Below are 24,128 nucleotides of genomic sequence, written 5' to 3' on the forward strand. Positions count from 1 at the left end.
GGCTGACCGTTTCGGCAATCTTCATTGAAGGAATTGCAGCTTCGCTTTTGAGCGGTCAACGCGCCGTGAGCCGGTCGTCAAAGAAACGTGAATCGGCGCCTCACCGGGCTTTTTTCCAGGAAAACGGTTTTTCTTGATGCTTAGCCTGCTACCATTTGTCACATGATGTTGCAGAGGTGGCGCCCTTGGCCGGGACAGACACTCGTTATCGCAACGCAAAATTCCTCGAGCTGCTCGCAGAAGCGGCTGACTTCTATGCCTGATGAGGTGCCCCCATGTCTGATCAAGATCGAGACAACCCGCGCCGTGAGTTCTTGCGCAAATCCCTGACCCTGATTCCGGTGGTCACGCTTGCCGGTACCGGCCTGGGCAGCAGCGTGTTGCAAGCCGCCCCTGAAAACGCACCGACGCCTGCCGCAGCAAAACCGGCTGCTGCTGGCGCTGGTGATTATCAGCCGAGCTTTTTTAACGCCGAAGAATGGGCGTTCATCAACGCCGCCGTCGCGCAGTTGATCCCCAACGATGCGCAAGGCCCCGGCGCCCTCGAAGCCGGCGTGCCGGAATACATCGACCGACAGATGAACACCCCGTATGCCGCCGGCGCCCTCTGGTACATGCAAGGCCCGTTCAATGCCGACGCTGCTCCGGAAATGGGCTGGCAGAGCAAATTGGTGCCCAAAGAAATCTACCGCCTCGGCATCGCTGCCACGGATCAGTGGGTAAAAGGTCTGAGCGGTAAAACATTTGCCGAGCAAGACAGCGCTACCCGAGACGATTTGCTCAAGCAACTTGAAGCCGGCAAACCGCAGTTCGATGCGGTGCCAGCGAAGATCTTCTTCAATCTGCTGCTGCAAAACACCAAGGAAGGTTTCTTCTGCGACCCGATCCACGGTGGCAACAAAGGCATGGTCGGCTGGACCATGATCGGTTTCCCCGGCGCCCGCGCCGACTTCATGGATTGGGTGGAACGCAACGAGCAATACCCCTTCCCGGCAGTATCGATTCGCGGCGAGAGGGCGTAAGCATGGCAACGGTAATGAAGAAGGTTGATGCAGTCATCGTCGGTTTCGGCTGGACTGGCGCGATCATGGCCAAGGAGCTCACCGAGGCGGGTCTGAACGTGCTGGCGCTGGAGCGCGGGCCGATGCAGGACACCTACCCCGACGGCAACTATCCGCAGGTGATCGACGAACTCACCTACAGCGTGCGGAAAAAGCTCTTTCAGGACATCTCCAAAGAGACGGTGACCATTCGCCACAGCGTCAACGACATCGCCCTGCCCAACCGCCAGTTGGGCGCGTTCCTGCCGGGCAATGGCGTCGGGGGTGCCGGTCTGCACTGGTCGGGCGTGCACTTTCGCGTCGACCCGATCGAGTTGCGCATGCGCAGCCATTACGAAGAACGCTACGGTAAAAGCTTCATCCCCAAGGACATGACCATCCAGGACTTCGGCGTCAGCTATGAAGAGCTGGAACCGTTTTTCGACTTCGCGGAAAAAGTCTTCGGCACCTCCGGCCAGGCGTGGACGGTGAAAGGCCAATTGGTCGGTCAGGGCAAGGGCGGCAACCCCTATGCGGCGGATCGCTCCAATCCGTTTCCGCTTCAAGCGCAGAAAAACACCGTGTCCGCACAGCTGTTCGGCAAGGCGGCTACAGAAGTCGGTTACAAACCCTACAACCTGCCTTCCGCCAATACTTCCGGGCCGTACACCAATCCCTACGGCGCACAAATGGGGCCATGCAACTTTTGCGGATTCTGCAGCGGCTACGTTTGCTACATGTATTCCAAGGCTTCGCCGAACGTGAACATTCTGCCGGCGCTCAAGCCTCTGCCGAATTTCGAACTGCGGCCCAACTCCCATGTGCTGCGGGTCAACCTCGACAGCAGCAAGTCCAAAGCCACCGGCGTCACCTACGTCGATGGCCAGGGCCGCGAGATCGAGCAGCCGGCGGACCTGGTGATTCTCGGCGCCTTTCAGTTGCACAACGTGCGTCTGATGCTGCTTTCCGGAATCGGCAAACCCTACGACCCGATCAGCGGCGAAGGCGTGGTCGGGCGTAACTTCGCTTACCAGAACATGGCCACCATCAAGGCGTTCTTCGACAAAGACACCCACACCAACAACTTCATCGGCGCTGGCGGCAATGGCGTGGCGGTGGACGACTTCAACGCCGACAACTTCGATCATGGCCCGCACGGCTTCGTCGGCGGCTCGCCGATGTGGGTCAACCAGGCCGGCAGTCGACCGATTGCCGGCACCTCGAACCCGCCGGGCACACCGGCCTGGGGCAGCGCGTGGAAACGCGCGACCGCCGATTACTACACCCACCAGGTGTCAATGGACGCCCACGGCGCGCATCAGTCCTACCGTGGCAACTATCTCGATCTCGATCCGGTGTACCGCGACGCCTACGGTTTGCCGCTGCTGCGCATGACCTTCGACTGGCAGGAAAACGACATCAAGATGAACCGCTTCATGGTCGAGAAGATGGGCAAGATCGCCCAAGCCATGGGCCCGAAAGCCATTGCAGTCATCGGCAAGCAAGTCGGCGACCACTTCAACACCGCCTCGTACCAGACTACCCACCTCAACGGTGGCGCGATCATGGGCACCGATCCGAAGACCAGCGCCCTGAACCGCTATTTGCAGAGCTGGGACGTGCACAACGTATTCGTCCCGGGCGCATCGGCGTTCCCGCAGGGCCTGGGCTACAACCCGACCGGGCTGGTGGCGGCGCTGACCTACTGGTCGGCAAAAGCGATCCGCGAGCAATACCTGAAAAACCCCGGCCCGCTGGTGCAGGCTTAAGGAGCGATGACCATGAAAACTTTCGTTATCGCCACCCTCGCGCTGCTCGGCAGCACGGCAGTTTATGCGGCCGACGTTGATCAGAAGCTGATCAAACAAGGCGAATACCTCGCCCGCGCCGGTGACTGCGTGGCCTGCCACACGGCCAAGGACGGCAAGCCGTTCGCCGGCGGCCTGCCGATGGAAACGCCGATCGGCACGATCTACTCGACCAACATCACCCCGGACAAGACCGGTCTGGGCGATTACAGCTTCGAGGACTTCGATCAGGCGGTGCGCCACGGTGTGGCCAAAAACGGCAGCACCTTGTACCCGGCTATGCCGTATCCGTCTTATGCGCGGGTAAACGAGGCCGACATGCAAGCGCTGTACGCGTATTTCATGCACGGCGTCGAACCGGTGGCGCAGGAGAACAAGGCCAGCGACATCCCGTGGCCGTTGAGCATGCGCTGGCCGCTGATGGGCTGGCGCTGGCTGTTTGCGCCGAAGATCGAGGATTACCAGGCCACGTCGGCCGATCCGGTAATCGATCGCGGGGCATATCTGGTCGAAGGCCTCGGGCACTGCGGCGCCTGTCACACCCCGCGCGCGCTGACCATGCAGGAAAAAGCCCTGAGCGCGGCGGACGGCAGCGAATTCCTTGCTGGCAGTGCGCCGCTCGAAGGCTGGATCGCCAAGAGCCTGCGCGGCGATCACAAGGATGGCCTCGGCAGCTGGAGCGAAGAACAATTGGTGCAGTTTCTCAAGACCGGGCGCAGCGATCGCAGCGCAGTATTCGGCGGTATGAGTGATGTGGTGACTCACAGCATGCAGTACATGAGCGATGCCGACCTCACCGCGATTGCCCGCTATCTCAAATCGCTACCGGCCAATGACCCGGCGGATCAGCCGCATCAGTACGACGAGAAAGTGGCCACAGCGCTGTGGAACGGTGACGACAGCCAACGCGGCGCGTCGGTGTACATCGACAACTGCGCGGCCTGCCACCGCACCGATGGCCATGGCTACACCCGGGTGTTCCCGGCGCTGGCGGGCAATCCGGTGCTGCAAACCGACGATCCGACCTCGCTGATTCATATCGTGCTCAAGGGCGGGACTTTGCCGGCAACGCACACCGCGCCATCGACCTTCACCATGCCCGGTTTCGCCTGGCGCCTGTCGGATCAGGAAGTCGCGGATGTGGTGAGCTTCATTCGTGGCAGCTGGGGCAACAAGGGTGCGCCGGTCAGCGCCAAGGACGTTGCGCATCTGCGCAGCGAAGATATGCAAAGCACTTCTGGCGATGATCTCGGTCAGGTCACTCAACACAACTAAAAAATAAAGCCCCTGCATGTTGTATTCATGCAGGGGCTTTATTTATGAATGTGTAACTATTACGGATTAATGATATCCACATAAGCTTTAGCCAACGCGATCAACTTTGCCTTGTCGTCGCTATCGATATCGCCGTCGCCATCGACATCTTTCTTGTCAGTACGAATGGTGAACGTTTTGCCCTTGTCAGCCGATACCGCCACGACGTAAATCGAATCGACCAGCGTTTCGCTCGACAGCTGTTGCTCTGCGTTCCAGCCCAGCTCCTTGCGCGCCAGTTGCAGCGAAACAATAGTGTTGGAATCGGTGATACTCGGCTGCATCATTTGCAGGAAAACACCGCGTTGATTCAAGTAAGACATTCAATCAAATCCTTTTAATTAGTTGCCCGGAGTCTGTCGCCGGTAGTTCCAGAGCCTATATAGCGGACCTGAGTTCAGCAATTAGGCATCTGTATCCTGACTTGTCGCGGTCTGATAAAAAATGGTTAGTGAAACTCTGTTCGGTATCACTATTCGCAGAGCATCGCTGAACGGTACTGGATCACAGCGCGCGCCCTCGGATACTGTATGCATATACAGAATCGAGGCTCGTCGATGAACATCCCAGTTCCGCCCCGCGGTCGCGGCACCGCAACCAACCCGCACAACCGCTTTGCGCCGAGTCGTTCGGTGGCCGAGGACGATGGCTGGTATCAGGAAGTGCCAGAGACGCAAAACACCGAAGTGATTATCGAGAAGGCCAAATCGATCATCAGCCGCAACACCTCGCCGGATCTGCCCTTCGACCGTTCGGTAAATCCCTATCGCGGCTGCGAACACGGCTGCATCTATTGCTATGCACGGCCCAGCCACGCCTATTGGGACATGTCACCGGGCCTCGATTTCGAAACCCGGCTGATTGCCAAGACCAATGCCGCCCAGGTCCTCGAGGAACAGCTGAGCAAACCCGGCTATCAATGTGCGCCGATCAATCTCGGCTCCAATACCGACCCGTATCAGCCCATCGAGCGCGAATACAAAATCACTCGGCAGACCCTAGAAGTGCTGCTGCGCTATCGCCACCCGGTGACCATCGTCACCAAAGGTTCGCTGATTCTGCGCGATCTCGATTTGCTCACGGAGCTGGCGCAGCAACGGCTGGTGGCGGTGATGATCAGCCTGACCACGCTGGATGATGAACTCAAACGCATCCTCGAACCCCGCGCCGCTGCGCCCAAGGCACGCCTGCGTGCGATCCGGGTGATGCGTGAAGCAGGGATTCCGGTCGGCGTGCTGTGTTCGCCAATGATTCCGATGATCAATGACAGCGAAATCGAAAGTCTGCTCACCGAGGCCCATGCTGCCGGTGCGCAAAGCGCTGCCTACATGATGCTGCGCCTGCCGCTGGAAGTTGCGCCGCTGTTCGAGGAGTGGTTGCAGGCGCACTATCCGCAACGTGCCGCCCATGTGCTGAGCCTGATCCGCCAGAGTCGCGGCGGCGAACTCTACGACAGCCGATTCGGCGCGCGGATGCGCGGTGAAGGGCCGTTTGCCGACCTGCTCGCACAAAGATTTGCCAAGGCCATCAAAAAGCTTGGCCTGAACAAACGCGAGGGCTATAACCTCGACTGCACGGCCTTCTGTCCGCCGGGTCGCCAGATGTCGTTGATTTAGCGACAATTGGCTTTGGGTTGACGGGTTGGAATCCTTCCGCCGAAACACGCCGGTCACGTTTTTTGTGACCTGGAACACACGTTCTAGAGCGTTTGATTCAGTTTCAGTTAAGTTTCGGCGGCTACCTTGTTCATCGAGTGACTGACGGGTCGGGATGACCCGGATGGTTTAAACAGCCACTGGCTTCATACCGGAATACCGGGGAAGACTCCCTGAATCCGCACAAGAGGATGAATCATGAGTGACAAGGATAAACAGTCGTTGGCTGCCTCGGCGCAAAGCCCTGAAGCACAATCCGCCGATGCAGCACTGCGACAGATCGTTGATGGCTTTTTACGCTTTCACCATGACGTTTTTCCGCAGCAGGAAGAACTGTTCAAGAAGCTCGCCACCGCTCAGGCGCCCAAGGCGATGTTCATCACCTGCGCCGACTCGCGCATCGTTCCCGAGCTGATCACCCAGAGCTCACCGGGCGATCTGTTCGTTACCCGTAACGTCGGCAACGTAGTGCCGCCCTACGGTCAGATGAACGGCGGCGTCTCCACCGCGATCGAATACGCGGTACTGGCGCTGGGCGTGCAACACATCATTATTTGCGGCCACTCCGATTGCGGTGCCATGCGCGCGGTACTCAACCCCGACAGCCTGGAAAAAATGCCGACGGTCAAAGCCTGGCTGCGCCACGCTGAAGTCGCGAAAACCATGGTGCACGACAACTGCAACTGCACCGACGAAAAAGACAGCATGCCGATCCTCACCGAGGAAAACGTCATCGCCCAACTGCAGCACTTGCGTACCCATCCTTCGGTAGCCTCGCGCATGGCGAACGGTCATCTGTTCATCCATGGCTGGGTCTACAACATCGAAACCAGCGAAATCAAAGCTTACGACGCGGACCAGGGTCGTTTCCTGCCTCTCGACGGCAGCCATCCGATTCCTGTGGCGACGCCCAAAGCGCGCTTCTAAATCTTCCCAACAATCTGTGTGGTATGACGCCGGCCGCTGATTCAGCGGCCCGGCCTCGCCACGCCTGAAGAAAACTTCGGGAGAATCGCCATGCGTGCGGCTCAATTGAAAGCTGTGTTGCCACGGGAGCTGCTCGCCTCCGTGGTTGTGTTTCTGGTCGCCCTGCCGCTGTGCATGGGCATCGCGATTGCCTCAGGGCTGCCGCCGGCAAAAGGTCTGATCACCGGCATCATCGGCGGTCTGGTGGTCGGTTGGCTGGCGGGTTCGCCGTTGCAGGTCAGCGGTCCAGCGGCGGGTCTGGCGGTGCTGGTTTTCGAGCTGGTGCGCCAGCATGGCATCGAGATGCTCGGGCCGATCCTGCTGCTCGCCGGCTTTCTGCAACTGGTCGCCGGGCGCCTGAAGCTTGGTTGCTGGTTTCGGGTCACGGCGCCTGCGGTGGTCTACGGCATGCTCGCGGGCATTGGCGTGTTGATTGTGCTCTCGCAAATCCATGTGATGCTCGATGCCAAGCCGCAGCCTTCCGGGCTCGACAACCTCACGGCGTTCCCGGCGGCCGTAGCGCAAGCCTTGCCATCGTTCGGCTGGCAGGCGGGTCTGCTCGGCTTGTCGACGATTGCGGTGATGTGGCTGTGGGAAAAATTCCGCCCGCATTCGCTGCGCTTCATTCCAGGCGCATTGCTCGGTGTGGGTCTGGCGACTGTGGCGAGCCTGATGCTGGCGTTGCAGGTCAAACGCGTCGAGGTACCGGCGAATCTGGCGGAGGCGATCGATTGGCTCAAGCCGGCCGACCTGATGAATCTGGCCGACCCGACGCTGCTGATCGCCGCGTTCGCCGTGGCGTTTATCGCCAGTGCCGAAACCCTGCTCTCCGCTGCGGCGGTGGACCGCATGCACAGCGGCGTGCGTTCGGACTTCGACCGTGAGCTGTCGGCGCAAGGTGTCGGCAACATGCTCTGCGGTCTGGTCGGCGCGCTGCCGATGACCGGGGTGATCGTACGCAGTTCGGCCAACGTTCAGGCCGGTGCGACCACACGCTACTCGACGATTTTCCATGGCCTGTGGCTGCTGGCATTCGTGCTGTTGCTGTCGAGCGTGCTGCAAAGTATTCCGGTGGCGAGTCTGGCGGGTGTGCTGGTGTATACCGGCTTCAAACTGGTCGACCTGAAAGCTTTCCGTGGTCTGGGTCGGTACGGGCGGATGCCGATGTTCACCTACGCTGCCACGGCACTGGCGATCATCTTCACTGACCTGCTCACCGGTGTGCTGATCGGCTTCGGTCTGACGATGCTGAAGCTGGCGTTCAAGGCTTCGCGCCTGAAGATCAGCCTGATCGACCTGCCGCAGGACGGCGAGATGGAATTGCGTCTGGTCGGCGCGGCGACGTTCCTCAAAGTACCGGCATTGACCCAGGTGCTGGGCAGCATTCCTCACGGCACAACGGTGCATGTGCCGCTCAACAACCTGAGCTACATCGACCATTCGTGTCTCGAGTTGCTTGAGGAATGGGGCCGGGCGAATGCGGCGAAGGGATCGAAGCTGTTGATCGAATCGCGTGGGTTGAAGCGCAGGCTGGAAGGCCGGGTGCGGACCAATACCGGAATTGGTGCGGCGGGTTAAATCTTCGGGTTGAACTCGACCCCTGTAGGAGCTGCCGCAGGCTGCGATCTTTTGATCTTGATTGTTAAAAAACAAGATCAAAAGATCGCAGCCTGCGGCAGCTCCTACATTGGATTGTGTATGACTCAGGCAGCAGGCTGATCCAGCTCAAGCCCCACACCCAAGCGGCGGCTCATGCACGGCCAGCGTTTCCAAGCGGCGCCGGTATCCGGACTGCTGAGTTTTTCGCGATAGGCTTCGACCGACTCCAGAGCAAAACTCTCGTCGTTGAGCATCTCGTCGATGGCGTGATGCACCGCTTCGTCCAGTTGGTTGGCGAATTCCTCACCGATCAATTGGTGAGCGATCAGGTTGGCGACCGTCATGTCCAAGGGGATCAGTGGCTGGCCGAAATGCTTGATGTACAGGTCGTTGACCTCTTCGACAAAACGGTGCGCCAGATAGGCTTCGTCGAGGAGGCTGTCCAGGCCGACGTGCCCGGCCATGATCGCCGGCGGCTGGAGGAAATACTGCTCGGCGATTTTCAGCACCGGTTTGATCTGTGATTCGATGCCGGCTTCCCTGGCGACTTCATTGGCTGCATCCAGCAGGTCAGGTACTTCATCGATGTAGGCGGCGACGAAACGCGTCAGCACGCCCTGGGCGTCGGCTTCCGGCAACTGGATCGCCGGGTGCAGGTGAGGCAGCTTGCTTTCCAGCTGACGGGTCAGCAGGCCGGTGTCCTTTTCGTGCTGTTGGGCTTTTTGGATCTGCTCGCGCAATGCGGCGGTGTTCATGAAAACTCCAGGAAACAAGGCAATGAAATAGGAAGACATAACTTAGCTGGCTTACGAAAAACGCTAAGACGCATTTGTCATAATTATTTCATCCTTGATGCAGCTGCGTTATATCCATTCGCCACCACTCGTCTGCATCCTTCTCCATTCGGGCACTTGAACGCAAGCTCCGGGTGTTTCAGCTCATTTACGTGGCCGGGTTGCATTTCCCGGGCGCTGTCTATACTCGCCAATGAATGGAGTTAGCTGATGACGCCCGACTGCACCCGCAGCAAGGCCCGGCGATTCAAGTTCGTAGTCTGATGCAGCCGCTCCCTTGCCGCAGGCGATACGCCGGCGGGATAACAAGAACGATAAGGGGAACCCGCAATGATGCGACATCCACATGTCTGGATGGGCCTCCTGTTGTGGTCGATTTTCAGCCCGGCCAACGCGGCATGGACTGTGAATATGGCGCCTGGAGCGACTGAAATCAGTCACGCAGTATTCGACCTGCACATGACCATCTTCTGGATCTGTGTGGTGATCGGGATCATCGTCTTCGGTGCCATGTTCTGGTCGATGATGGTGCACCGCCGCTCCACCGGCCAGGTCGCCGCAAAATTCCACGAAAGCACCGGCGTCGAGATCATGTGGACCATTGTGCCGCTGCTGATCCTGGTGGCCATGGCCGTCCCCGCCACCGCGACGCTGATCAAGATGTACGACACCAGCGAGCCGGACATCGATATCCAGATCACCGGCTATCAGTGGAAGTGGCACTACAAATACCTGGGCCAGGACGTCGAGTTCTTCAGCAACCTGGCCACACCTGCCGAGCAGATCCACAACAAGGAAGCCAAGGGCGAGCACTACCTGCTCGAAGTCGACAAGCCGCTGGTGCTGCCGATCGGCGCCAAGGTGCGCTTTCTGGTGACCTCCGCCGACGTCATTCACTCCTGGTGGGTGCCGGCGTTTGCGGTCAAGCGCGATGCGATTCCCGGGTTCGTCAATGAGGCCTGGACGCGTATCGACAAACCCGGCCTCTATCGCGGCCAGTGCGCCGAATTGTGCGGCAAGGACCACGGTTTCATGCCGATCGTGGTCGAGGTCAAGGAGAAGGCCGACTACGAAACATGGCTCGCCGAGCGCAAGGCCGAGGCCGCGCAGCTCAAAGAACTGACCAGCAAGGAATGGACCCTCGACGAGCTCAAGGAGCGCGGAGACAAGGTTTACCACACCACTTGCGTGGCCTGTCACCAGGCCGAAGGCCAGGGCCTGCCGCCGATGTTCCCGGCGCTCAAGGGCTCGAAAATCGCCACCGGGCCGATCAAGGATCACCTGAGCATTGTCTTCCACGGCAAACCCGGCACCGCCATGGCGGCGTTCGGCAAGCAGCTGTCGGAAGTCGATATCGCAGCGGTCGTGACTTACGAACGTAACGCCTGGGGCAACAACAAGGGCGACATGGTCACGCCAAAAGAAGTGCTGGAGCTGAAACAGGCGGAAAGCAAATGAGCCGGTCAATTGCGTCCTCAGTGAACCGGTCGGGGCAGCGTGCCCCGGCCTGCCCCGTCCACTTTCGTGAAGGAGACCGGCCATGAGCGCTGTCATCGATGACCACGGTCACGCCGACCACGCCCACGGCCCCGCCAAAGGCCTGATGCGCTGGGTGCTGACCACCAACCACAAGGACATCGGCACGCTGTACCTGTGGTTTGCCTTCTGCATGTTCCTGCTCGGCGGCTCGTTCGCCATGGTCATTCGCGCCGAGCTGTTCCAGCCCGGCCTGCAGATCGTGCAGCCGGAATTCTTCAACCAGATGACCACCATGCACGGTCTGGTGATGGTGTTCGGCGCGGTGATGCCGGCGTTCGTCGGCCTCGCCAACTGGATGATTCCGCTGATGGTCGGCGCGCCGGACATGGCGCTGCCACGGATGAACAACTTCAGTTTCTGGCTGTTACCGGCGGCGTTTCTGCTGCTGGTGTCGACGCTGTTCACGCCGGGTGGCGGGCCGAATTTCGGCTGGACCTTTTACGCGCCGCTGTCGACCACCTACGCGCCGGAAAGCGTGACGTTCTTCATCTTCGCCATTCACTTGATGGGGATCAGTTCGATCATGGGCGCGATCAACGTGGTCGCGACCATCCTCAACCTGCGCGCGCCCGGCATGACCCTGATGAAAATGCCGCTGTTTGTCTGGACCTGGCTGATCACCGCGTTTCTGCTGATCGCGGTGATGCCGGTGCTCGCCGGCTGCGTGACGATGATGCTGATGGACATTCACTTCGGCACCAGTTTTTTCAGTGCTGCCGGCGGTGGTGACCCGGTGCTGTTCCAGCATGTGTTCTGGTTCTTCGGCCACCCGGAGGTGTACATCATGATCCTGCCGGCGTTCGGCGCGGTCAGCCAGATCATTCCGACCTTCGCGCGCAAGCCGCTGTTCGGCTACACCTCGATGGTCTACGCCACGGCGAGTATCGCGTTCCTGTCGTTCATCGTCTGGGCGCACCACATGTTCGTGGTCGGCATTCCGCTGGTGGGCGAGTTGTTCTTCATGTACGCGACCATGCTGATCGCCGTGCCGACGGGTGTGAAAGTGTTCAACTGGGCGAGCACCATGTGGCAAGGCTCGATGACCTTCGAGACGCCGATGCTGTTTGCCGTGGCGTTCGTCATCCTGTTCTCCATTGGCGGTTTCTCCGGGCTGATGCTGGCGATCGCCCCGGCGGACTTCCAGTATCAGGACACCTACTTCGTGGTCGCGCACTTCCACTATGTGCTGGTGCCGGGGGCGATCTTCGGCATCTTCGCCTCGGCCTATTACTGGCTGCCGAAATGGACCGGACACATGTACGACGAAACCCTCGGCAAGCTGCATTTCTGGCTGTCGTTCGTCGGCATGAACCTGACCTTCTTCCCGATGCACTTCGTGGGTCTTGCGGGGATGCCACGGCGGATTCCGGACTACAACCTGCAGTTCGCCGACTTCAACATGGTCTCGTCGATCGGTGCGTTCATGTTCGGCGCCACGCAGATCTTCTTCCTGTTCATCGTCATCAAGACCATCCGTGGTGGTGCACCGGCCCCGGCGAAACCGTGGGATGGCGCCGAAGGGCTGGAGTGGAGCGTGCCGTCGCCGGCGCCGTATCACACCTTTACCACGCCGCCGGAAGTGAAATGAACATGGAGTTCTTTGTGAGAGCGCGCTTGCTCGCGAAGAACGCTGACGCGGTGTGTCTGACGCACCGCAGCGTCTGCTTCGCGAGCAGGCTCGCTCCCACAGGGATTCGTGTAGAGGCTGAAAATCATGGCTGACTCGATCTCGCTGAAGAAACTCGTCACTCGCCTGCTGCTGGTGGTGGTGGCGATGTTTGTCTTCGGCTTCGCCCTGGTGCCGATCTATGACGTGATGTGCAAAGCCTTCGGCATCAATGGCAAGACCGGCGGGCAATACGAGGGCGAGCAAGTGGTCGACACCTCGCGCCAGGTGCGCGTGCAGTTCTTGTCGACCAACACCGCCGACATGCCGTGGGACTTTTACCCGAAACACGACGAGATGACCGCCAATCCCGGTGCCGTGAACGAGATGGTATTCATCGCGCGCAACCCCACCGACAAACCGATGAGTGCGCAAGCGGTGCCGAGCATCGCGCCGAGCAACGCGGCGGCGTTTTTCCACAAAACCGAATGCTTTTGTTTTACCCAGCAGGTGCTGCAGCCCGGTGAACAGATCGAAATGCCGGTGCGTTTCATCGTTGACCGCGACATGCCCAAGGAAGTGAAGCACCTGACGCTGTCCTACACGCTGTTCGATATCACCGCCCGACATCCACCGGTGGCCGTTAGTACCGGCGGTTGAGCGTGCCCGATAAGGAGAACAATAAATGGCAACTCATGAGCATTATTACGTCCCGGCCCAGAGCAAATGGCCGATCGTCGCCACGGTCGGGATGTTCGTTACCGTCTACGGCCTCGCTACCTGGTTCAACGATCTCAAGGCAGCACGCCCGGATTCCCACGGCCCATTGATCTTTTTCGTCGGTGGCCTGCTGCTGGCGTACATGCTGTTCGGCTGGTTCGGTGCGGTGATCAAGGAGAGTCGCGCGGGGTTGTACAGCCCGCAGCTGGACCGCTCGTTCCGCTGGGGCATGAGCTGGTTCATCTTTTCCGAAGTGATGTTCTTCGTCGCCTTCTTCGGCGCGCTGTTCTATGTGCGTCATGTATCCGGGCCGGCGCTGGGCGGTGAGGGGCCGAAAGGCATCGCGCACATGCTCTGGCCAAACTTCGAATTTGTCTGGCCGCTGCTGCACACGCCTGATCCGAAACTGTTCCCGCCGCCCAAGGACGTCATCAGCCCTTGGGGCCTGCCGCTGCTCAACACGGTTCTGCTGGTCAGCTCCAGCGTGACCATCACCATCGCCCACCATGCGCTGAAGAAAGGTCATCGCGGCGCGCTGAAACTGTGGCTAGCGATTACCGTACTGCTGGGTGTCGCGTTCCTCGGCTTCCAGGCCGAGGAGTACATCCACGCCTACAAAGAGCTGGGCCTGACCCTCGGTTCGGGCATCTACGGCGCGACATTCTTCATGCTCACCGGATTCCACGGCGCCCACGTAACCATCGGCACGATCATCCTGTTCGTGATGCTGATGCGGATCATGAAGGGCCACTTCGACAACGAGCACCAGTTCGGTTTCGAAGCGGCGAGCTGGTACTGGCACTTCGTCGACGTGGTCTGGATCGGCTTGTTCTTCTTCGTCTATGTGCTTTGACGGCAGCTGCAAGCTTCAAGCGGCAAGCTTCAAGTAAAAGCGGTAAGGCTTCTAACTTGCAGCTTGTAGCTCAACGCTTGCAGCTACCACGGCACGTGGGAAACCAACTGGCCGCTGTAGAAACCCCAGGCCATCAGGCCGACGGTGACTACGGCCAGTGCCACCCGAACACTCAAGGCGATGACCAGGCGATTGGAGCTGCTGTCGTCCTTGACTAGGAAAAACAGGCCACTGAACAGGCTGACGACCGTGGCAATCAGCATCAGGACGATCGCTGCTTTGAACATGGCAAGACTCCGGGGGACAGGCGATGCACTTGAGTATAGCGATCGCGATGACTGACTTTATGGCGCGCCCATGAAGCGCTTTCGTCCGGGCGTGATACCCACTGTTGTGGTGGCGCTGCTGCTGCCGCTGATGGTTGCGCTGGGCTTCTGGCAACTGGGCCGGGGCGCGGAGAAAACCGCGCTGCTGGCCAGTTACGCTGAACGTCGGGTGGCCGAACCGCTGGCCAGCAGCGAACTGCTCGGCAACGCCGACCCGGCTTACCGCCGCGTGCGCCTGCACGGCCAGTTCGATCCGGCCCACACCCTGTTGCTCGACAACCGCCAGCGTGGCGGCAAGGTCGGCGTGGAATTGCTGCAACCGTTTCAGGATCAACGCAGCGGCCTCTGGCTGCTGGTCAATCGCGGCTGGCTGCCATGGCCCGATCGGCGCGTGCCGCCGCAATTCACGACACCGGCCGAGGCGCTGACGCTCGACGCCTGGGTCTATGTCGCCCCCGGCGCAACGTTCCAGTTGCACGCCGATCCGGTCAGCGATGACTGGCCGCAAACCATCACCGCCGTCGAGCCGAGCAAATTGTGGCGAACCCTGGAGCGCGACGGCTTCGCCTACGAATTACGCGCCGAACCCGGCCCGGTCAGCTATCAGACCGATTGGCCGGTAGTCGCGATGGGGCCGGAAAAACACCTCGGCTACGCCGTGCAATGGTTCGCCATGGCCACGGCGTTGCTCGGTCTTTACCTCTATTTGGGCTGGCACAACGCAAAGGAGAAACGCCATGGGAAGCGCCATGAATCCACCCAGCATGTCTGAGGCCAAACCCGTTCCCAGCCGCCGGCGTGGGCGCATTCAGCTGCTGCTGATCGTGCTTGGCGTGGTCGGGCCGATGCTGCTCGCTACCGGCATGTACAAATTGCAGTTCTGGGTACCGGAAGGACGCAGCTATCACGGCGAGCTGATCGGCAACGGCCAGACCCGCGCCGACCTCGGCGTGCAGGCCGATGAGCAGCGTTGGCAGATTCTGGTCACGGCGCCGAAGGACTGCGCAGTCGATTGCCAACAACTGGTTTATTTGGCCCGGCAGATCCAGATCAGCCTCGGCCGCGAAGCCGGCCGCGCCAGCCACGCGCTCGCCGCCGCGCAACCACTGAGCACCGATTACGCCGCCAAGCTCGACCGTGAATATCCGCAGCTGCAGCGCTATCCGCTGGATGCCGGCGTGTTCACCAGGACCACCGGCGACAAAGCCGTGCCGCAGCTGTGGATCGTCGACCCGCACGGCAATCTGGTGCTGCGTTACGAGCCGAATGTGAAGGGCAAGGATCTGCTCAACGACCTGCGGCATCTGCTGAAACTGTCGAACATCGGATGAGGGCATCGTCATGGCCAAACCTGGATTTCGCCTCGCGCTGTTTGCCACCCTGCTGGCACTGATCGTGGTGCTGCTCGGCGCCTATACGCGCCTGACCCACGCCGGCCTCGGCTGCCCCGACTGGCCAGGCTGCTACGGCTTTATCAGCGTGCCGAAAAGCGAGGCGCAACTGGCCCATGCCGAACTGCATTTCCCTGATGCGCCCGTGGAGGCGCACAAAGGCTGGAACGAGATGATCCACCGCTACTTTGCCGGCACTCTGGGTTTGCTGATTTCAGTACTGGCCGGGCGCGCCTGGGTCAACCGGCGCCATCCGGGCCTGCCAGTGAAACTGCCGCTGTTTCTGTTGGCGGTGGTCATCGCTCAGGCGGCGTTCGGCATGTGGACGGTGACGCTCAAGCTCTGGCCGCAAGTGGTCACCGGGCACTTACTCGGCGGCTTTGCCACGCTGAGTCTGCTGTTCCTGCTGACGCTGAGGTTGTCCGGCGTGCTGCCGGCGCTGACTGTTCCGAAGCGCCTGCAATACTGGGCGACGGCGGGCCTGCTGCTGGTGATCGGCCAGATTGCATTGGGCGGCTGGGTCAGTTCCAACTACGCAGCGGTGGCCTGCATCGACTTTCCCACCTGCCACGGCCAATGGCTGCCGCCGGCGGACTTCGCCAATGGCTTTCACCTGACCCAGCACATCGGCCCGAATTATCTCGGCGGACAACTCGATAGCGATGCGCGCACGGCGATTCATCTGACCCACCGCATCGGCGCTTTGCTGGTGACGGTCGTACTGCTCGGTCTGGCCTGGCAGTTGAAAGCGGTAGGCATGACCCGATTGGCCGGATTGCTGCTGATCGCCCTGGCGGCGCAGATCACCCTCGGCATCAGCAACGTGCTGTTTCATCTGCCGCTGCCGGTGGCCGTCGCCCATAACGCTGGCGGTGCGGCGCTGTTGCTGACGCTGGTACTGGTCAATTACCACGCGCGCACCAGCCTGCTGCGGGTGAGCCAACCGGTGCTGGCGCGCTGGCGCTTGAGTGCGCACAAACCTGCCGTCGCGCCCATTGCATTGAAAGGAGAAACGCCATGGCGAGTCTGATCGGCGAACGTGCGGGGCAAGCGCTGTGGCGCGATTATCTGGAGCTGACCAAGCCGAAAGTCGTGGTGCTGATGCTGATCACCTCACTGGTCGGCATGTTCCTCGCCACTCGTGCGGGTGTGCCGTGGACAGTGCTGGTGTTCGGCAATCTGGGCATAGCCTTGTGCGCCGGCGGTGCGGCGGCGGTCAATCATGTGGTCGATCGGCGTATCGATGCGGTGATGGCGCGCACGCACAAAAGGCCACTGGCCGAGGGTCGGGTTTCACCTGCGGGGGCGCTGACGTTTGCGTTGCTGCTGGCGTTGCTCGGCCAGGCGCTGCTGCTGACGTTCACCAATCAGCTGACCGCTTGGCTGACTCTCGCTTCACTGCTCGGTTACGCCGTGGTCTACACCGGCTTCCTCAAACGGGCGACGCCGCAGAACATCGTCATCGGCGGCCTCGCTGGCGCCGCGCCACCGCTGCTCGGCTGGACCGCCGCCACCGGCCATGTCAGCGCCGAACCGCTGTTGCTGGTGCTGATCATCTTCGCCTGGACCCCGCCGCATTTCTGGGCGCTGGCGATTCATCGCAAGGAGGAATACGCCAAGGCCGACATTCCGATGCTGCCGGTGACGCATGGCGAGCACTACACCAAAGTGCACATTCTGCTGTACACCTTCGCACTGCTGGCGGTGAGTCTGCTGCCCTACGTGATTCACATGAGCGGCGTGCTGTATCTGGTCTGTGCGCTGGCGTTGGGCGCAAGGTTTCTGCAATGGGCCGTGGTGCTGTACCGTGGCAGTCGGCCGCACGCGGCGATCAACACCTTCAAGTACTCTATTTATTACTTGTTCCTGTTGTTCATCGCCCTGCTCGTAGACCACTACTTACTGTTGAACCTATGACCCGAACCCAGAAAACCGTCTTCATCCTCGTCGCCTTGATCGCGTTGATCCTCGGGCTTACCGTCAACAAAGTGCTGAACGGCAAAGGCCAGGGCGACCCGACTGCGCTGATCGACGCCGGGATCATCCTGCTGCCGCAGAGCCGCAACCTGCCGGACGTGACCATGACCGATCAGGACGGCAAACCGGTTGCCATCGACGAGTTGAAAGGCAAGTGGAGTCTGTTGTTCTTCGGCTACACCTTCTGCCCGGACATCTGCCCGACCACCCTCGCGCAACTGCGGCAGATCAAGAGTGAATTGCCGAAAGAGGCTGTGGATAAACTGCAGATCGTACTGGTCAGCGTCGACCCCAACCGCGATACGCCCAAGCAGTTGAAGCAGTACCTGGGCTACTTCGATCCACAGTTCATCGGCCTGACGCCAACGTCGATCGAGGAGCTGCAGAAGGTCGCGAACGCGGTGAGCATTCCGTTCATTCCAGCCGATACCAGCAAGCCGAACTACACCGTGGATCACAGCGGCAACCTTGCGGTGATCGGCCCGGACGGCACGCAGCGCGGGTTTATCCGCGCGCCGTTGAACAATGCCAAGCTGGTTGCGCAGTTGCCGGCGATGCTTGAGCGCCAGTAGGAACACCACTGAACCATTGTGTGAGCGGGCTTGCTCGCGAATGCGGTGGGTCAGATAAAGACATGTTGGCTGACACACCGCATTCGCGAGCAAGCCCGCTCCCACACGGACGATATTCCAGGCACAAAAAAGGGGACGCTCATGGCGTCCCCTTTTTTCATTGCAGCAACCGGAATCAGAACGCCGGCAACACCGCGCCTTTGTACTTCTCGGTAATGAACTGCTTCACTTGCGGGCTGTGCAGCGCAGCCGCCAGTTTCTTCATCGCGTCGCTGTCCTTGTTGTCCGCGCGGGACACGAGGATGTTCACGTACGGCGAGTCGTTGCCTTCGATCACCAGCGCATCCTTGGACGGATCGAGTTTGGCTTCCAGCGCGTAGTTGGTGTTGATCAGCGCCAGATCGACCTGGGTCAGCACGCGCGGGATGGTCGCGGCTTCCAGTTCACGGAATTTCAGGTCTTTCGGGTTTTGCTCGATGTCTTTGAGGGTCGACAGAATGTTGGTCGGGTCCTTCAGCGTGATCACTCCGGCCTTGGCCAGCAGCAACAGCGCACGACCGCCGTTGGTGGCGTCGTTCGGGATCACCACGTTGGCGCCGCCGGGCAGGTCTTTCAGATCCTTGAGCTTGCTCGAGTAAGCGCCCAGCGGCTCCAGGTGCACGCCGGTCACGGCAACGAGGCTGGTGCCCTTGGCCTTGTTGAACTCATCGAGATACGGCTGGTGCTGGAAAAAGTTGGCGTCGAGGCGCTTTTCCGCAACCTGAACGTTCGGCTGAATGTAGTCAGTGAAGACCTTGACCTTCAGATCAACACCTTCTTTAGCCAGGGCCGGTTTGACGAACTCGAGGATTTCCGCGTGCGGCACCGGAGTGGCGGCGACGGTCAGGGTTTCGGCGTGAGCCGAAAATGCCGCAACGGCAGCGAAAGCAGCGATCAGTTTTTTCATTCAGCTAACTCCTTTTCCGGGCGCCCGCCAGCGTGTGGCCAGCGCCTCTTTTGATGACCAGAACCGATTATTTGCGCGAGAAATGCACGACCAAGCGGTCGCCCACCATTTGCAGCACTTGCACCAGAATCAACAGCAGCACCACGGTGACGATCATCACGTCAGTCTGGAAACGCTGGTAGCCGAAACGGATCGCCAGGTCGCCCAGACCACCGGCGCCGACCACACCGGCCATCGCCGTGTAGGACACCAGTGTAATCGCTGTCACCGTAATCGCTGCGAAGATGCCCGGACGGGCTTCCGGCAGCAAGGCGTTCATGATGATCTGCCGGGTGGTCGCGCCCATCGACTGGGTCGCTTCGATGATGCCGCGATCGACTTCACGCAGCGCAGTTTCCACCAGACGCGCGAAGAACGGCGTAGCACCCACCACCAACGGCGGGATCGCCCCGGCCACGCCCAGCGAGGTGCCGGTGATCAGCACGGTGAACGGAATCATCACGATCAGCAGAATGATGAACGGCAGCGAACGCAAGATGTTCACCATAACCGACAGGACTGCATAGAGACCCCGGTTCTCCAGCAACTGACGCGGGCTGCAGAGAAACAGCAGCACGCCCAGCGGCAGGCCGAGCAGCACGGTGAACAGCAGCGAACCGCCGAGCATCAGCATGGTGTCGTTGGTGGCGAGGCCGATTTCAAGCCAGTCGATGTTCTGAAAGAACAGTTTGATGGCTTCTATCGCGGCGTCGTATTGCTTGATTGCAGCGTCAAACATTTCCATTAGCGCAACACCTCCATGTGAACGTCAGCGGCGGTGAAGCGGGCAAACGCCGCCTCCATGTCGCCACCGGTGACAGCGAGGGTCAGTTGCCCGTACGGAATGTCTTTGATGCGGTCGATGCGACCGGCGAGGATGCTGTAGTCGACGCCGGTTTCCCGGGCGACGGTGCCGAGCAACGGCGCGTAGGTCGCCTCGCCCTGGAAGGTCAGACGCACGATGCGCCCCGGCACGTGGGCGAAATCGTCACGCTGCTCGCTCTCGTCGATCTGCTCGCTTTCCTGGACGAAACGCTTGGTGGTCGGGTGCTGCGGATGCAGAAACACATCGGCCACCGGACCTTGCTCGACAATTACCCCGGCGTCCATCACCGCGACCTGATCGCAGACGCGACGGATCACATCCATCTCGTGGGTAATCAGGACGATGGTCAGTTTCAGTTCGCGGTTGATTTCCGCCAGCAGTTGCAGGACCGACGCCGTGGTCTGCGGGTCGAGAGCGCTGGTGGCCTCGTCGCACAGCAGAATCTTCGGCTTGGTCGCCAGCGCACGGGCGATGCCGACGCGTTGCTTCTGACCGCCGGACAGTTGCGCGGGGTATTTTTTCGCATGGTCGGACAGACCGACCCGCGCCAGCAACTCGGCCACCCGTTGATTGATTTCGCTGCTCGACAACTCACCGGCCAGGGTCAGCGGCAAGGCCACGTTATCGGCCACGGTCTTGGAGGCGAGCAGGTTGAAGTGCTGGAAGATCATCCCGACCTGCTGGCGGAAACGGCGCAGGCCGTTGGCGTCCAGTGCGGTGACTTCTTCGCCGTCGACGATGATCTTGCCGCCACTGGAATCTTCCAGGCGATTGATCAGACGCAGCAGGGTACTTTTGCCCGCACCGGAATGGCCAATCAGGCCGAACACCTGGCCGTTCTCGATGGCGAGACTGGTCGGGTGCAGCGCGGGAATATCCTTACCGGCAACGCGGTAAGTCTTGTGGACGTTTTGAAACTCGATCACGTAGCGAACCTTGTGGGGCGCGTTGGAAAAGGATCAGCGGTTAGCCGGGCGCGCATTTTAGCCTGTCCGTATAGAGGTTCTTAGCATTTATTTCGCAATTAACCTTCAATTTGGCAATAACAAGATCAAAGGTCATAAAAAAGGAACGCTCCGCGCGCCTCATCAGTCACTAGTTAAGCGACTTGAAAACCCTGGGTGCCGTGCCCGGGAATCACTCAAGGGTCTGCGGAAGGCATCCGGGGCCAAACGAGGAGTTTACGTCTGATGAGCATCAAAAAGCCTGCACCTGATAAAAGCGAGATGGCCGGAACCGATACCCCGGATCGCGCCAACACCAATGCCAAGCTCGACAGCCTGGAAGAATTCCGTTCCGACGCCACCGGTCAGGCGCTACGCACCAACCAGGGCGTAAAGATCGCGGACAATCAGAACACCCTCAAAGCCGGGCCGCGCGGGCCTTCGCTGCTGGAAGACTTCATCATGCGTGAAAAGATCACGCATTTTGACCATGAGCGTATTCCAGAGCGCATCGTCCATGCGCGCGGTACCGGCGCGCACGGTTTCTTTCAGACCTACGAGAACCATGCAGCGCTGACCAAGGCCGGTTTCCTACAGGACCCGGGCAAGAAAACCCCGGTCTTCGTGCGCTTTTCCACGGTGCAGGGGCCACGGGGTTCCGGCGATACCGTGCGTGACGTGCGCGGCTTTGCGGTGAAATTTTTCACCGACGAGGGCAACTTCGACCTGGTCGGCAATAACATGCCGGTGTTCTTTATCCAGGACGCGATCAAATTCCCCGATTTCGTGCACGCGGTGAAACCCGAGCCGCACAACGAAATCCCGACCGGTGGCTCGGCTCACGACACGTTCTGGGACTTCGTCTCGCTGGTGCCGGAATCGGCGCACATGGTGATCTGGGCGATGTCCGACCGGGCCATCCCGAAAAGCCTGCGCAGCATGCAGGGCTTCGGCGTGCACACCTTCCGCCTGATCAACGCCGAGGGCAAATCACGCTTCGTCAAATTCCACTGGCGCCCTACCGCCGGCACCTGCTCGCTGGTGTGGGACGAGGCACAGAAGCTCGCCGGTAAGGACACCGACTACCATCGTCGCGACCTGTGGGAAGCGATCGAAATGGGCGACTACCCGGAGTGGGAACTGGGCGTACAGATCGTCGAAGAAGAGAACGAACACGACTTCGACTTCGACATCCTCGATCCGACCAAGATCATCCCCGAAGAGATCGTCCCGATTACACCGCTGGGCAAGATGACCCTCAACCGTAACCCGGACAACTTCTTCGCGGAAACCGAGCAGGTCGCTTTCTGCCCGGGCCACATCGTACCGGGCATCGATTTCTCCAATGACCCGCTGCTGCAAGGTCGGCTGTTTTCCTACACCGACACGCAGATCAGCCGGCTCGGCGGGCCGAACTTCCATGAGCTGCCGATCAACCGTCCGGTGGCGCCGTTCCACAACGGCCAGCGCGATGCGCAACACCGCACCACTATCGATAAGGGCCGCGCTTCTTACGAGCCGAACTCGATCGACGGCGGCTGGCCGAAAGAAACCCCGCCGGCGGCACAGGACGGTGGTTTCGAGAGCTATCCGGAGCGCATCGACGCGGCGAAGATCCGTCAGCGCAGCGAGTCGTTCAGCGACCACTTCTCCCAGGCCCGCTTGTTCTTCAACAGCATGAGCGAGCATGAGAAAGAGCACATCATCGCTGCCTACAGCTTCGAGCTGGGCAAGGTCGAGCGTGAGTTCATCCGTGCCCGTGAAGTGAACGAGATCCTCGCCAACATCGACCTGACCCTGGCCAAACGCGTAGCGGAAAACCTCGGTTTGCCGGCACCAGCCAAAGGCACGGTCGAAGTGCGCAAGACCTCGCTGGAGCAATCGCCAGCGCTGAGCCAGGCCAACCTGCTGCCGGGCGATATCAAGACGCGCAAAGTGGCGATTCTCGCGGCCAACGGCGTTGATGCTGCGGCCATCGATGCGATGAAGAAAGCGCTGGGGGCCGAAGGTGCTCACGCGAAACTGCTCGGCCCGACCTCGGCGCCAGTGAAGACCGCTGACGGCAAGGCATTGCCGGTGGATGCGTCGATGGAAGGCATGCCGTCGATCGCTTTCGACGCGGTCTTCGTACCGGGTGGCGCGGCGTCGATTACCGCGTTGAGCGGCGACGGCGTGGCGCTGCATTACCTGCTCGAGGCCTACAAGCACCTGAAGGCGATCGCGCTGCACGGCGAGGCCAAGCAGTTGCAGGACTTGTTGAAGCTCGATGCGGATGCGGGCCTGTTGCAGGGCGCGGATGTGGGGGCGTTGACCAAGCCGTTCTTCGCTGCGATCGGCGAGCATCGGGTCTGGGCGCGGGAGCCTAAGGCCAAGGCCATTCCAGCGTAAAAGCAAAAGATCGCAGCCTTCGGCAGCTCCTACAGGATGTACTCAATCCCATGTAGGAGCTGCCGGAGGCTGCGATCTTTTTAGGGTTTACGCGGGCTTAAAACCATCTGCGCCGGCACCGTGCGCAGGATCTGCTTCTCAAGCTGCAAATCAAAATCAGGATCGAGCTTCTTCACCCGCTTGGTCAGCAAGGTCGCCAGCCACGGATAATCCGCGGTACGTGGGGCCTGGATGCTGACAGCGCACTCATAATTCACCACATCGGCGGCGATCGCATCGAGTTGTCGTTGCAGCTTGTGAATATCGCCGATGTTCAACGCAACCGTGGTGCTTTCAGCCGTCGGGTCGATGACCTTGGCTTTCGGCCGGGCTTCAGCAGCCAACAGCGCCGCTTCAGCCTTTTCCAGCTCGGCCTTGCGCGCTTCGGTGATCGCGCCGTTGACGCCGCCGGTCAGCGCGGGCGCCTTGGGCATCAGAGCACGGGCGCGGCTCAGCGCGGTGGCGGCGGCGTTGACATCGCCTTTCTGCAGGACGATCTGGCTGCGGCGCAGATACGCCTCGGCCAGTTGCCGCTGATATTGCTCAAGGGATTGATCGTTTGGGGTGTCGGCCTGTAACGCGGCCAACTGGTCTTCGGCGGTGGCCAGTTCGCTGCTGGCCAGGCTTTGCTCCAGCTGTGCGATGGCCGTAGCCCGCGCATCCGGGACTTCGGCCACCGGCGGCGTGCTTTGGCAGGCGCCCAGCAGCACGGAAAATGCGACAAGGAGCAGATAACGGGAGGCGAACGGCTTCATTCCTGCGACTCTCTAATTGCGCAAAAAGCGG

Annotated in this window: 23 protein-coding genes; 16 read left to right on the forward strand and 7 right to left on the reverse strand. The window is 60.5% G+C overall.

Features of this window, described 5'->3' with window-relative positions; all coding sequences use genetic code 11:
* Positions 1-275 precede the first annotated feature (275 nt).
* The 3 genes from AC4IHP_RS00160 to AC4IHP_RS00170 are packed head-to-tail and all read left to right on the forward strand — an operon-like array spanning position 276 to position 4,123.
* The gene (locus AC4IHP_RS00160; protein WP_490830590.1) at positions 276-1,022 is read left to right on the forward strand and encodes a gluconate 2-dehydrogenase subunit 3 family protein; all 747 of its coding nucleotides are present in this window, start codon (positions 276-278) and stop codon (positions 1,020-1,022) included.
* A gap of 2 nt (positions 1,023-1,024) precedes the next feature.
* Positions 1,025-2,809: a GMC family oxidoreductase gene (locus AC4IHP_RS00165; protein WP_460122651.1), complete on the forward strand. Its 1,785-nt coding sequence runs from the start codon at positions 1,025-1,027 to the stop codon at positions 2,807-2,809.
* A 12-nt stretch (positions 2,810-2,821) separates the two neighbouring features.
* Positions 2,822-4,123 carry a c-type cytochrome gene (locus AC4IHP_RS00170; protein WP_490830591.1) on the forward strand — a complete coding sequence of 434 codons (1,302 nt, stop codon included), beginning with the start codon at positions 2,822-2,824 and terminating at the stop codon, positions 4,121-4,123.
* 59 nt (positions 4,124-4,182) lie between these two features.
* Here the strand turns inward: AC4IHP_RS00170 and AC4IHP_RS00175 are convergent, their stop codons facing one another.
* Positions 4,183-4,485, reverse strand: coding sequence for a hypothetical protein (locus AC4IHP_RS00175; RefSeq protein ID WP_490830592.1), 303 nt, complete (start codon positions 4,483-4,485; stop codon positions 4,183-4,185).
* 234 nt (positions 4,486-4,719) lie between these two features.
* On the opposite strand from AC4IHP_RS00175, the gene AC4IHP_RS00180 reads away from it, so the two are divergent.
* From AC4IHP_RS00180 to AC4IHP_RS00190, 3 genes are all read left to right on the forward strand, one after another.
* On the forward strand, positions 4,720-5,778 hold the full coding sequence (locus AC4IHP_RS00180; RefSeq protein ID WP_490830593.1) for a PA0069 family radical SAM protein: 1,059 nt from the start codon (positions 4,720-4,722) through the stop codon (positions 5,776-5,778).
* 237 nt (positions 5,779-6,015) lie between these two features.
* Positions 6,016-6,744, forward strand: coding sequence for a carbonic anhydrase (locus AC4IHP_RS00185; protein ID WP_016772323.1), 729 nt, complete (start codon positions 6,016-6,018; stop codon positions 6,742-6,744).
* A 90-nt stretch (positions 6,745-6,834) separates the two neighbouring features.
* Positions 6,835-8,361 (forward strand): SulP family inorganic anion transporter, encoded by a 1,527-nt coding sequence (locus AC4IHP_RS00190; RefSeq protein WP_125927300.1) that lies wholly within the window; start codon positions 6,835-6,837, stop codon positions 8,359-8,361.
* A gap of 125 nt (positions 8,362-8,486) precedes the next feature.
* Here AC4IHP_RS00190 and AC4IHP_RS00195 read toward each other — a convergent pair whose 3' ends face one another.
* Entirely contained in the window at positions 8,487-9,137 is a 651-nt protein-coding gene (locus AC4IHP_RS00195; RefSeq protein WP_042609002.1) for a hypothetical protein, read from the reverse strand.
* A 369-nt stretch (positions 9,138-9,506) separates the two neighbouring features.
* On the opposite strand from AC4IHP_RS00195, the gene coxB reads away from it, so the two are divergent.
* The 4 genes from coxB to AC4IHP_RS00215 all read left to right on the forward strand — a co-directional run bounded on the left by coxB (position 9,507) and on the right by AC4IHP_RS00215 (position 13,894).
* Positions 9,507-10,634 carry a cytochrome c oxidase subunit II gene (gene coxB / locus AC4IHP_RS00200; protein ID WP_490830594.1) on the forward strand — a complete coding sequence of 376 codons (1,128 nt, stop codon included), beginning with the start codon at positions 9,507-9,509 and terminating at the stop codon, positions 10,632-10,634.
* An 82-nt stretch (positions 10,635-10,716) separates the two neighbouring features.
* Entirely contained in the window at positions 10,717-12,303 is a 1,587-nt protein-coding gene (ctaD, locus tag AC4IHP_RS00205) for a cytochrome c oxidase subunit I (RefSeq protein WP_016772327.1), read from the forward strand.
* A gap of 126 nt (positions 12,304-12,429) precedes the next feature.
* A complete protein-coding gene (locus tag AC4IHP_RS00210; protein ID WP_460122642.1) occupies positions 12,430-12,981 on the forward strand; it encodes a cytochrome c oxidase assembly protein in 552 nt (183 codons plus the stop codon).
* Positions 12,982-13,006: 25 nt separating this feature from the next.
* The gene (locus AC4IHP_RS00215) at positions 13,007-13,894 is read left to right on the forward strand and encodes a cytochrome c oxidase subunit 3 (protein ID WP_490830595.1); all 888 of its coding nucleotides are present in this window, start codon (positions 13,007-13,009) and stop codon (positions 13,892-13,894) included.
* 83 nt (positions 13,895-13,977) lie between these two features.
* Here the strand turns inward: AC4IHP_RS00215 and AC4IHP_RS00220 are convergent, their stop codons facing one another.
* Positions 13,978-14,181 (reverse strand): twin transmembrane helix small protein, encoded by a 204-nt coding sequence (locus AC4IHP_RS00220; RefSeq protein ID WP_024015001.1) that lies wholly within the window; start codon positions 14,179-14,181, stop codon positions 13,978-13,980.
* Positions 14,182-14,251: 70 nt separating this feature from the next.
* Between AC4IHP_RS00220 and AC4IHP_RS00225 the strand changes: the two genes are divergently transcribed.
* The 5 genes from AC4IHP_RS00225 to AC4IHP_RS00245 are packed head-to-tail and all read left to right on the forward strand — an operon-like array spanning position 14,252 to position 18,160.
* A complete protein-coding gene (locus AC4IHP_RS00225; protein ID WP_490830596.1) occupies positions 14,252-14,992 on the forward strand; it encodes an SURF1 family protein in 741 nt (246 codons plus the stop codon).
* The gene (locus tag AC4IHP_RS00230) at positions 14,958-15,551 is read left to right on the forward strand and encodes a PA_0111/PP_0108 family redox-active disulfide protein (RefSeq protein ID WP_490830597.1); all 594 of its coding nucleotides are present in this window, start codon (positions 14,958-14,960) and stop codon (positions 15,549-15,551) included. Before AC4IHP_RS00225 ends, AC4IHP_RS00230 begins: the two co-directional genes overlap by 35 nt.
* Before the next feature lie 10 nt (positions 15,552-15,561).
* On the forward strand, positions 15,562-16,641 hold the full coding sequence (locus AC4IHP_RS00235; RefSeq protein ID WP_490830598.1) for a COX15/CtaA family protein: 1,080 nt from the start codon (positions 15,562-15,564) through the stop codon (positions 16,639-16,641).
* On the forward strand, positions 16,629-17,528 hold the full coding sequence (gene cyoE, locus AC4IHP_RS00240; protein ID WP_460122633.1) for a heme o synthase: 900 nt from the start codon (positions 16,629-16,631) through the stop codon (positions 17,526-17,528). The genes AC4IHP_RS00235 and cyoE overlap by 13 nt, the downstream gene beginning before the upstream one ends.
* Positions 17,525-18,160, forward strand: coding sequence for an SCO family protein (locus tag AC4IHP_RS00245; RefSeq protein WP_490830599.1), 636 nt, complete (start codon positions 17,525-17,527; stop codon positions 18,158-18,160). Before cyoE ends, AC4IHP_RS00245 begins: the two co-directional genes overlap by 4 nt.
* A 175-nt stretch (positions 18,161-18,335) precedes the next feature.
* Here the strand turns inward: AC4IHP_RS00245 and AC4IHP_RS00250 are convergent, their stop codons facing one another.
* The 3 genes from AC4IHP_RS00250 to AC4IHP_RS00260 form a co-directional block, all read right to left on the reverse strand.
* Positions 18,336-19,106, reverse strand: coding sequence for a MetQ/NlpA family ABC transporter substrate-binding protein (locus tag AC4IHP_RS00250; protein WP_122506343.1), 771 nt, complete (start codon positions 19,104-19,106; stop codon positions 18,336-18,338).
* A 67-nt stretch (positions 19,107-19,173) separates the two neighbouring features.
* Entirely contained in the window at positions 19,174-19,884 is a 711-nt protein-coding gene (locus AC4IHP_RS00255) for a methionine ABC transporter permease (protein WP_172834041.1), read from the reverse strand.
* A gap of 5 nt (positions 19,885-19,889) precedes the next feature.
* Positions 19,890-20,897, reverse strand: a complete 1,008-nt coding sequence (locus AC4IHP_RS00260) for a methionine ABC transporter ATP-binding protein (protein WP_016772338.1) — start codon at positions 20,895-20,897, stop codon at positions 19,890-19,892.
* A 264-nt stretch (positions 20,898-21,161) separates the two neighbouring features.
* Here AC4IHP_RS00260 and katE point away from each other — a divergent pair, with 264 nt between their 5' ends.
* Positions 21,162-23,303 (forward strand): catalase HPII, encoded by a 2,142-nt coding sequence (gene katE, locus AC4IHP_RS00265; RefSeq protein WP_460122628.1) that lies wholly within the window; start codon positions 21,162-21,164, stop codon positions 23,301-23,303.
* Positions 23,304-23,383: 80 nt separating this feature from the next.
* Here the strand turns inward: katE and AC4IHP_RS00270 are convergent, their stop codons facing one another.
* Positions 23,384-24,097: a PA5502 family lipoprotein gene (locus AC4IHP_RS00270; protein ID WP_490830600.1), complete on the reverse strand. Its 714-nt coding sequence runs from the start codon at positions 24,095-24,097 to the stop codon at positions 23,384-23,386.
* Positions 24,098-24,128 lie beyond the last annotated feature (31 nt).

The sequence above is a fragment of the Pseudomonas sp. UF-293 genome (assembly GCF_058245595.1).

Excerpts from the sequence above, each read along its gene's own strand:
- AC4IHP_RS00160 (WP_490830590.1), top strand. The coding sequence starts at position 276 with ATGTCTGATCAAGATCGAGACAACCCGCGCCGTGAGTTCTTGCGCAAA.
- AC4IHP_RS00165 (WP_460122651.1), top strand. The coding sequence starts at position 1,025 with ATGGCAACGGTAATGAAGAAGGTTGATGCAGTCATCGTCGGTTTCGGC.
- AC4IHP_RS00170 (WP_490830591.1), top strand. The coding sequence starts at position 2,822 with ATGAAAACTTTCGTTATCGCCACCCTCGCGCTGCTCGGCAGCACGGCA.
- AC4IHP_RS00175 (WP_490830592.1), bottom strand. The coding sequence starts at position 4,485 with ATGTCTTACTTGAATCAACGCGGTGTTTTCCTGCAAATGATGCAGCCG.
- AC4IHP_RS00180 (WP_490830593.1), top strand. The coding sequence starts at position 4,720 with ATGAACATCCCAGTTCCGCCCCGCGGTCGCGGCACCGCAACCAACCCG.
- AC4IHP_RS00185 (WP_016772323.1), top strand. The coding sequence starts at position 6,016 with ATGAGTGACAAGGATAAACAGTCGTTGGCTGCCTCGGCGCAAAGCCCT.
- AC4IHP_RS00190 (WP_125927300.1), top strand. The coding sequence starts at position 6,835 with ATGCGTGCGGCTCAATTGAAAGCTGTGTTGCCACGGGAGCTGCTCGCC.
- AC4IHP_RS00195 (WP_042609002.1), bottom strand. The coding sequence starts at position 9,137 with ATGAACACCGCCGCATTGCGCGAGCAGATCCAAAAAGCCCAACAGCAC.
- coxB (WP_490830594.1), top strand. The coding sequence starts at position 9,507 with ATGATGCGACATCCACATGTCTGGATGGGCCTCCTGTTGTGGTCGATT.
- ctaD (WP_016772327.1), top strand. The coding sequence starts at position 10,717 with ATGAGCGCTGTCATCGATGACCACGGTCACGCCGACCACGCCCACGGC.
- AC4IHP_RS00210 (WP_460122642.1), top strand. The coding sequence starts at position 12,430 with ATGGCTGACTCGATCTCGCTGAAGAAACTCGTCACTCGCCTGCTGCTG.
- AC4IHP_RS00215 (WP_490830595.1), top strand. The coding sequence starts at position 13,007 with ATGGCAACTCATGAGCATTATTACGTCCCGGCCCAGAGCAAATGGCCG.
- AC4IHP_RS00220 (WP_024015001.1), bottom strand. The coding sequence starts at position 14,181 with ATGTTCAAAGCAGCGATCGTCCTGATGCTGATTGCCACGGTCGTCAGC.
- AC4IHP_RS00225 (WP_490830596.1), top strand. The coding sequence starts at position 14,252 with ATGAAGCGCTTTCGTCCGGGCGTGATACCCACTGTTGTGGTGGCGCTG.
- AC4IHP_RS00230 (WP_490830597.1), top strand. The coding sequence starts at position 14,958 with ATGGGAAGCGCCATGAATCCACCCAGCATGTCTGAGGCCAAACCCGTT.
- AC4IHP_RS00235 (WP_490830598.1), top strand. The coding sequence starts at position 15,562 with ATGGCCAAACCTGGATTTCGCCTCGCGCTGTTTGCCACCCTGCTGGCA.
- cyoE (WP_460122633.1), top strand. The coding sequence starts at position 16,629 with ATGGCGAGTCTGATCGGCGAACGTGCGGGGCAAGCGCTGTGGCGCGAT.
- AC4IHP_RS00245 (WP_490830599.1), top strand. The coding sequence starts at position 17,525 with ATGACCCGAACCCAGAAAACCGTCTTCATCCTCGTCGCCTTGATCGCG.
- AC4IHP_RS00250 (WP_122506343.1), bottom strand. The coding sequence starts at position 19,106 with ATGAAAAAACTGATCGCTGCTTTCGCTGCCGTTGCGGCATTTTCGGCT.
- AC4IHP_RS00255 (WP_172834041.1), bottom strand. The coding sequence starts at position 19,884 with ATGTTTGACGCTGCAATCAAGCAATACGACGCCGCGATAGAAGCCATC.
- katE (WP_460122628.1), top strand. The coding sequence starts at position 21,162 with ATGAGCATCAAAAAGCCTGCACCTGATAAAAGCGAGATGGCCGGAACC.
- AC4IHP_RS00270 (WP_490830600.1), bottom strand. The coding sequence starts at position 24,097 with ATGAAGCCGTTCGCCTCCCGTTATCTGCTCCTTGTCGCATTTTCCGTG.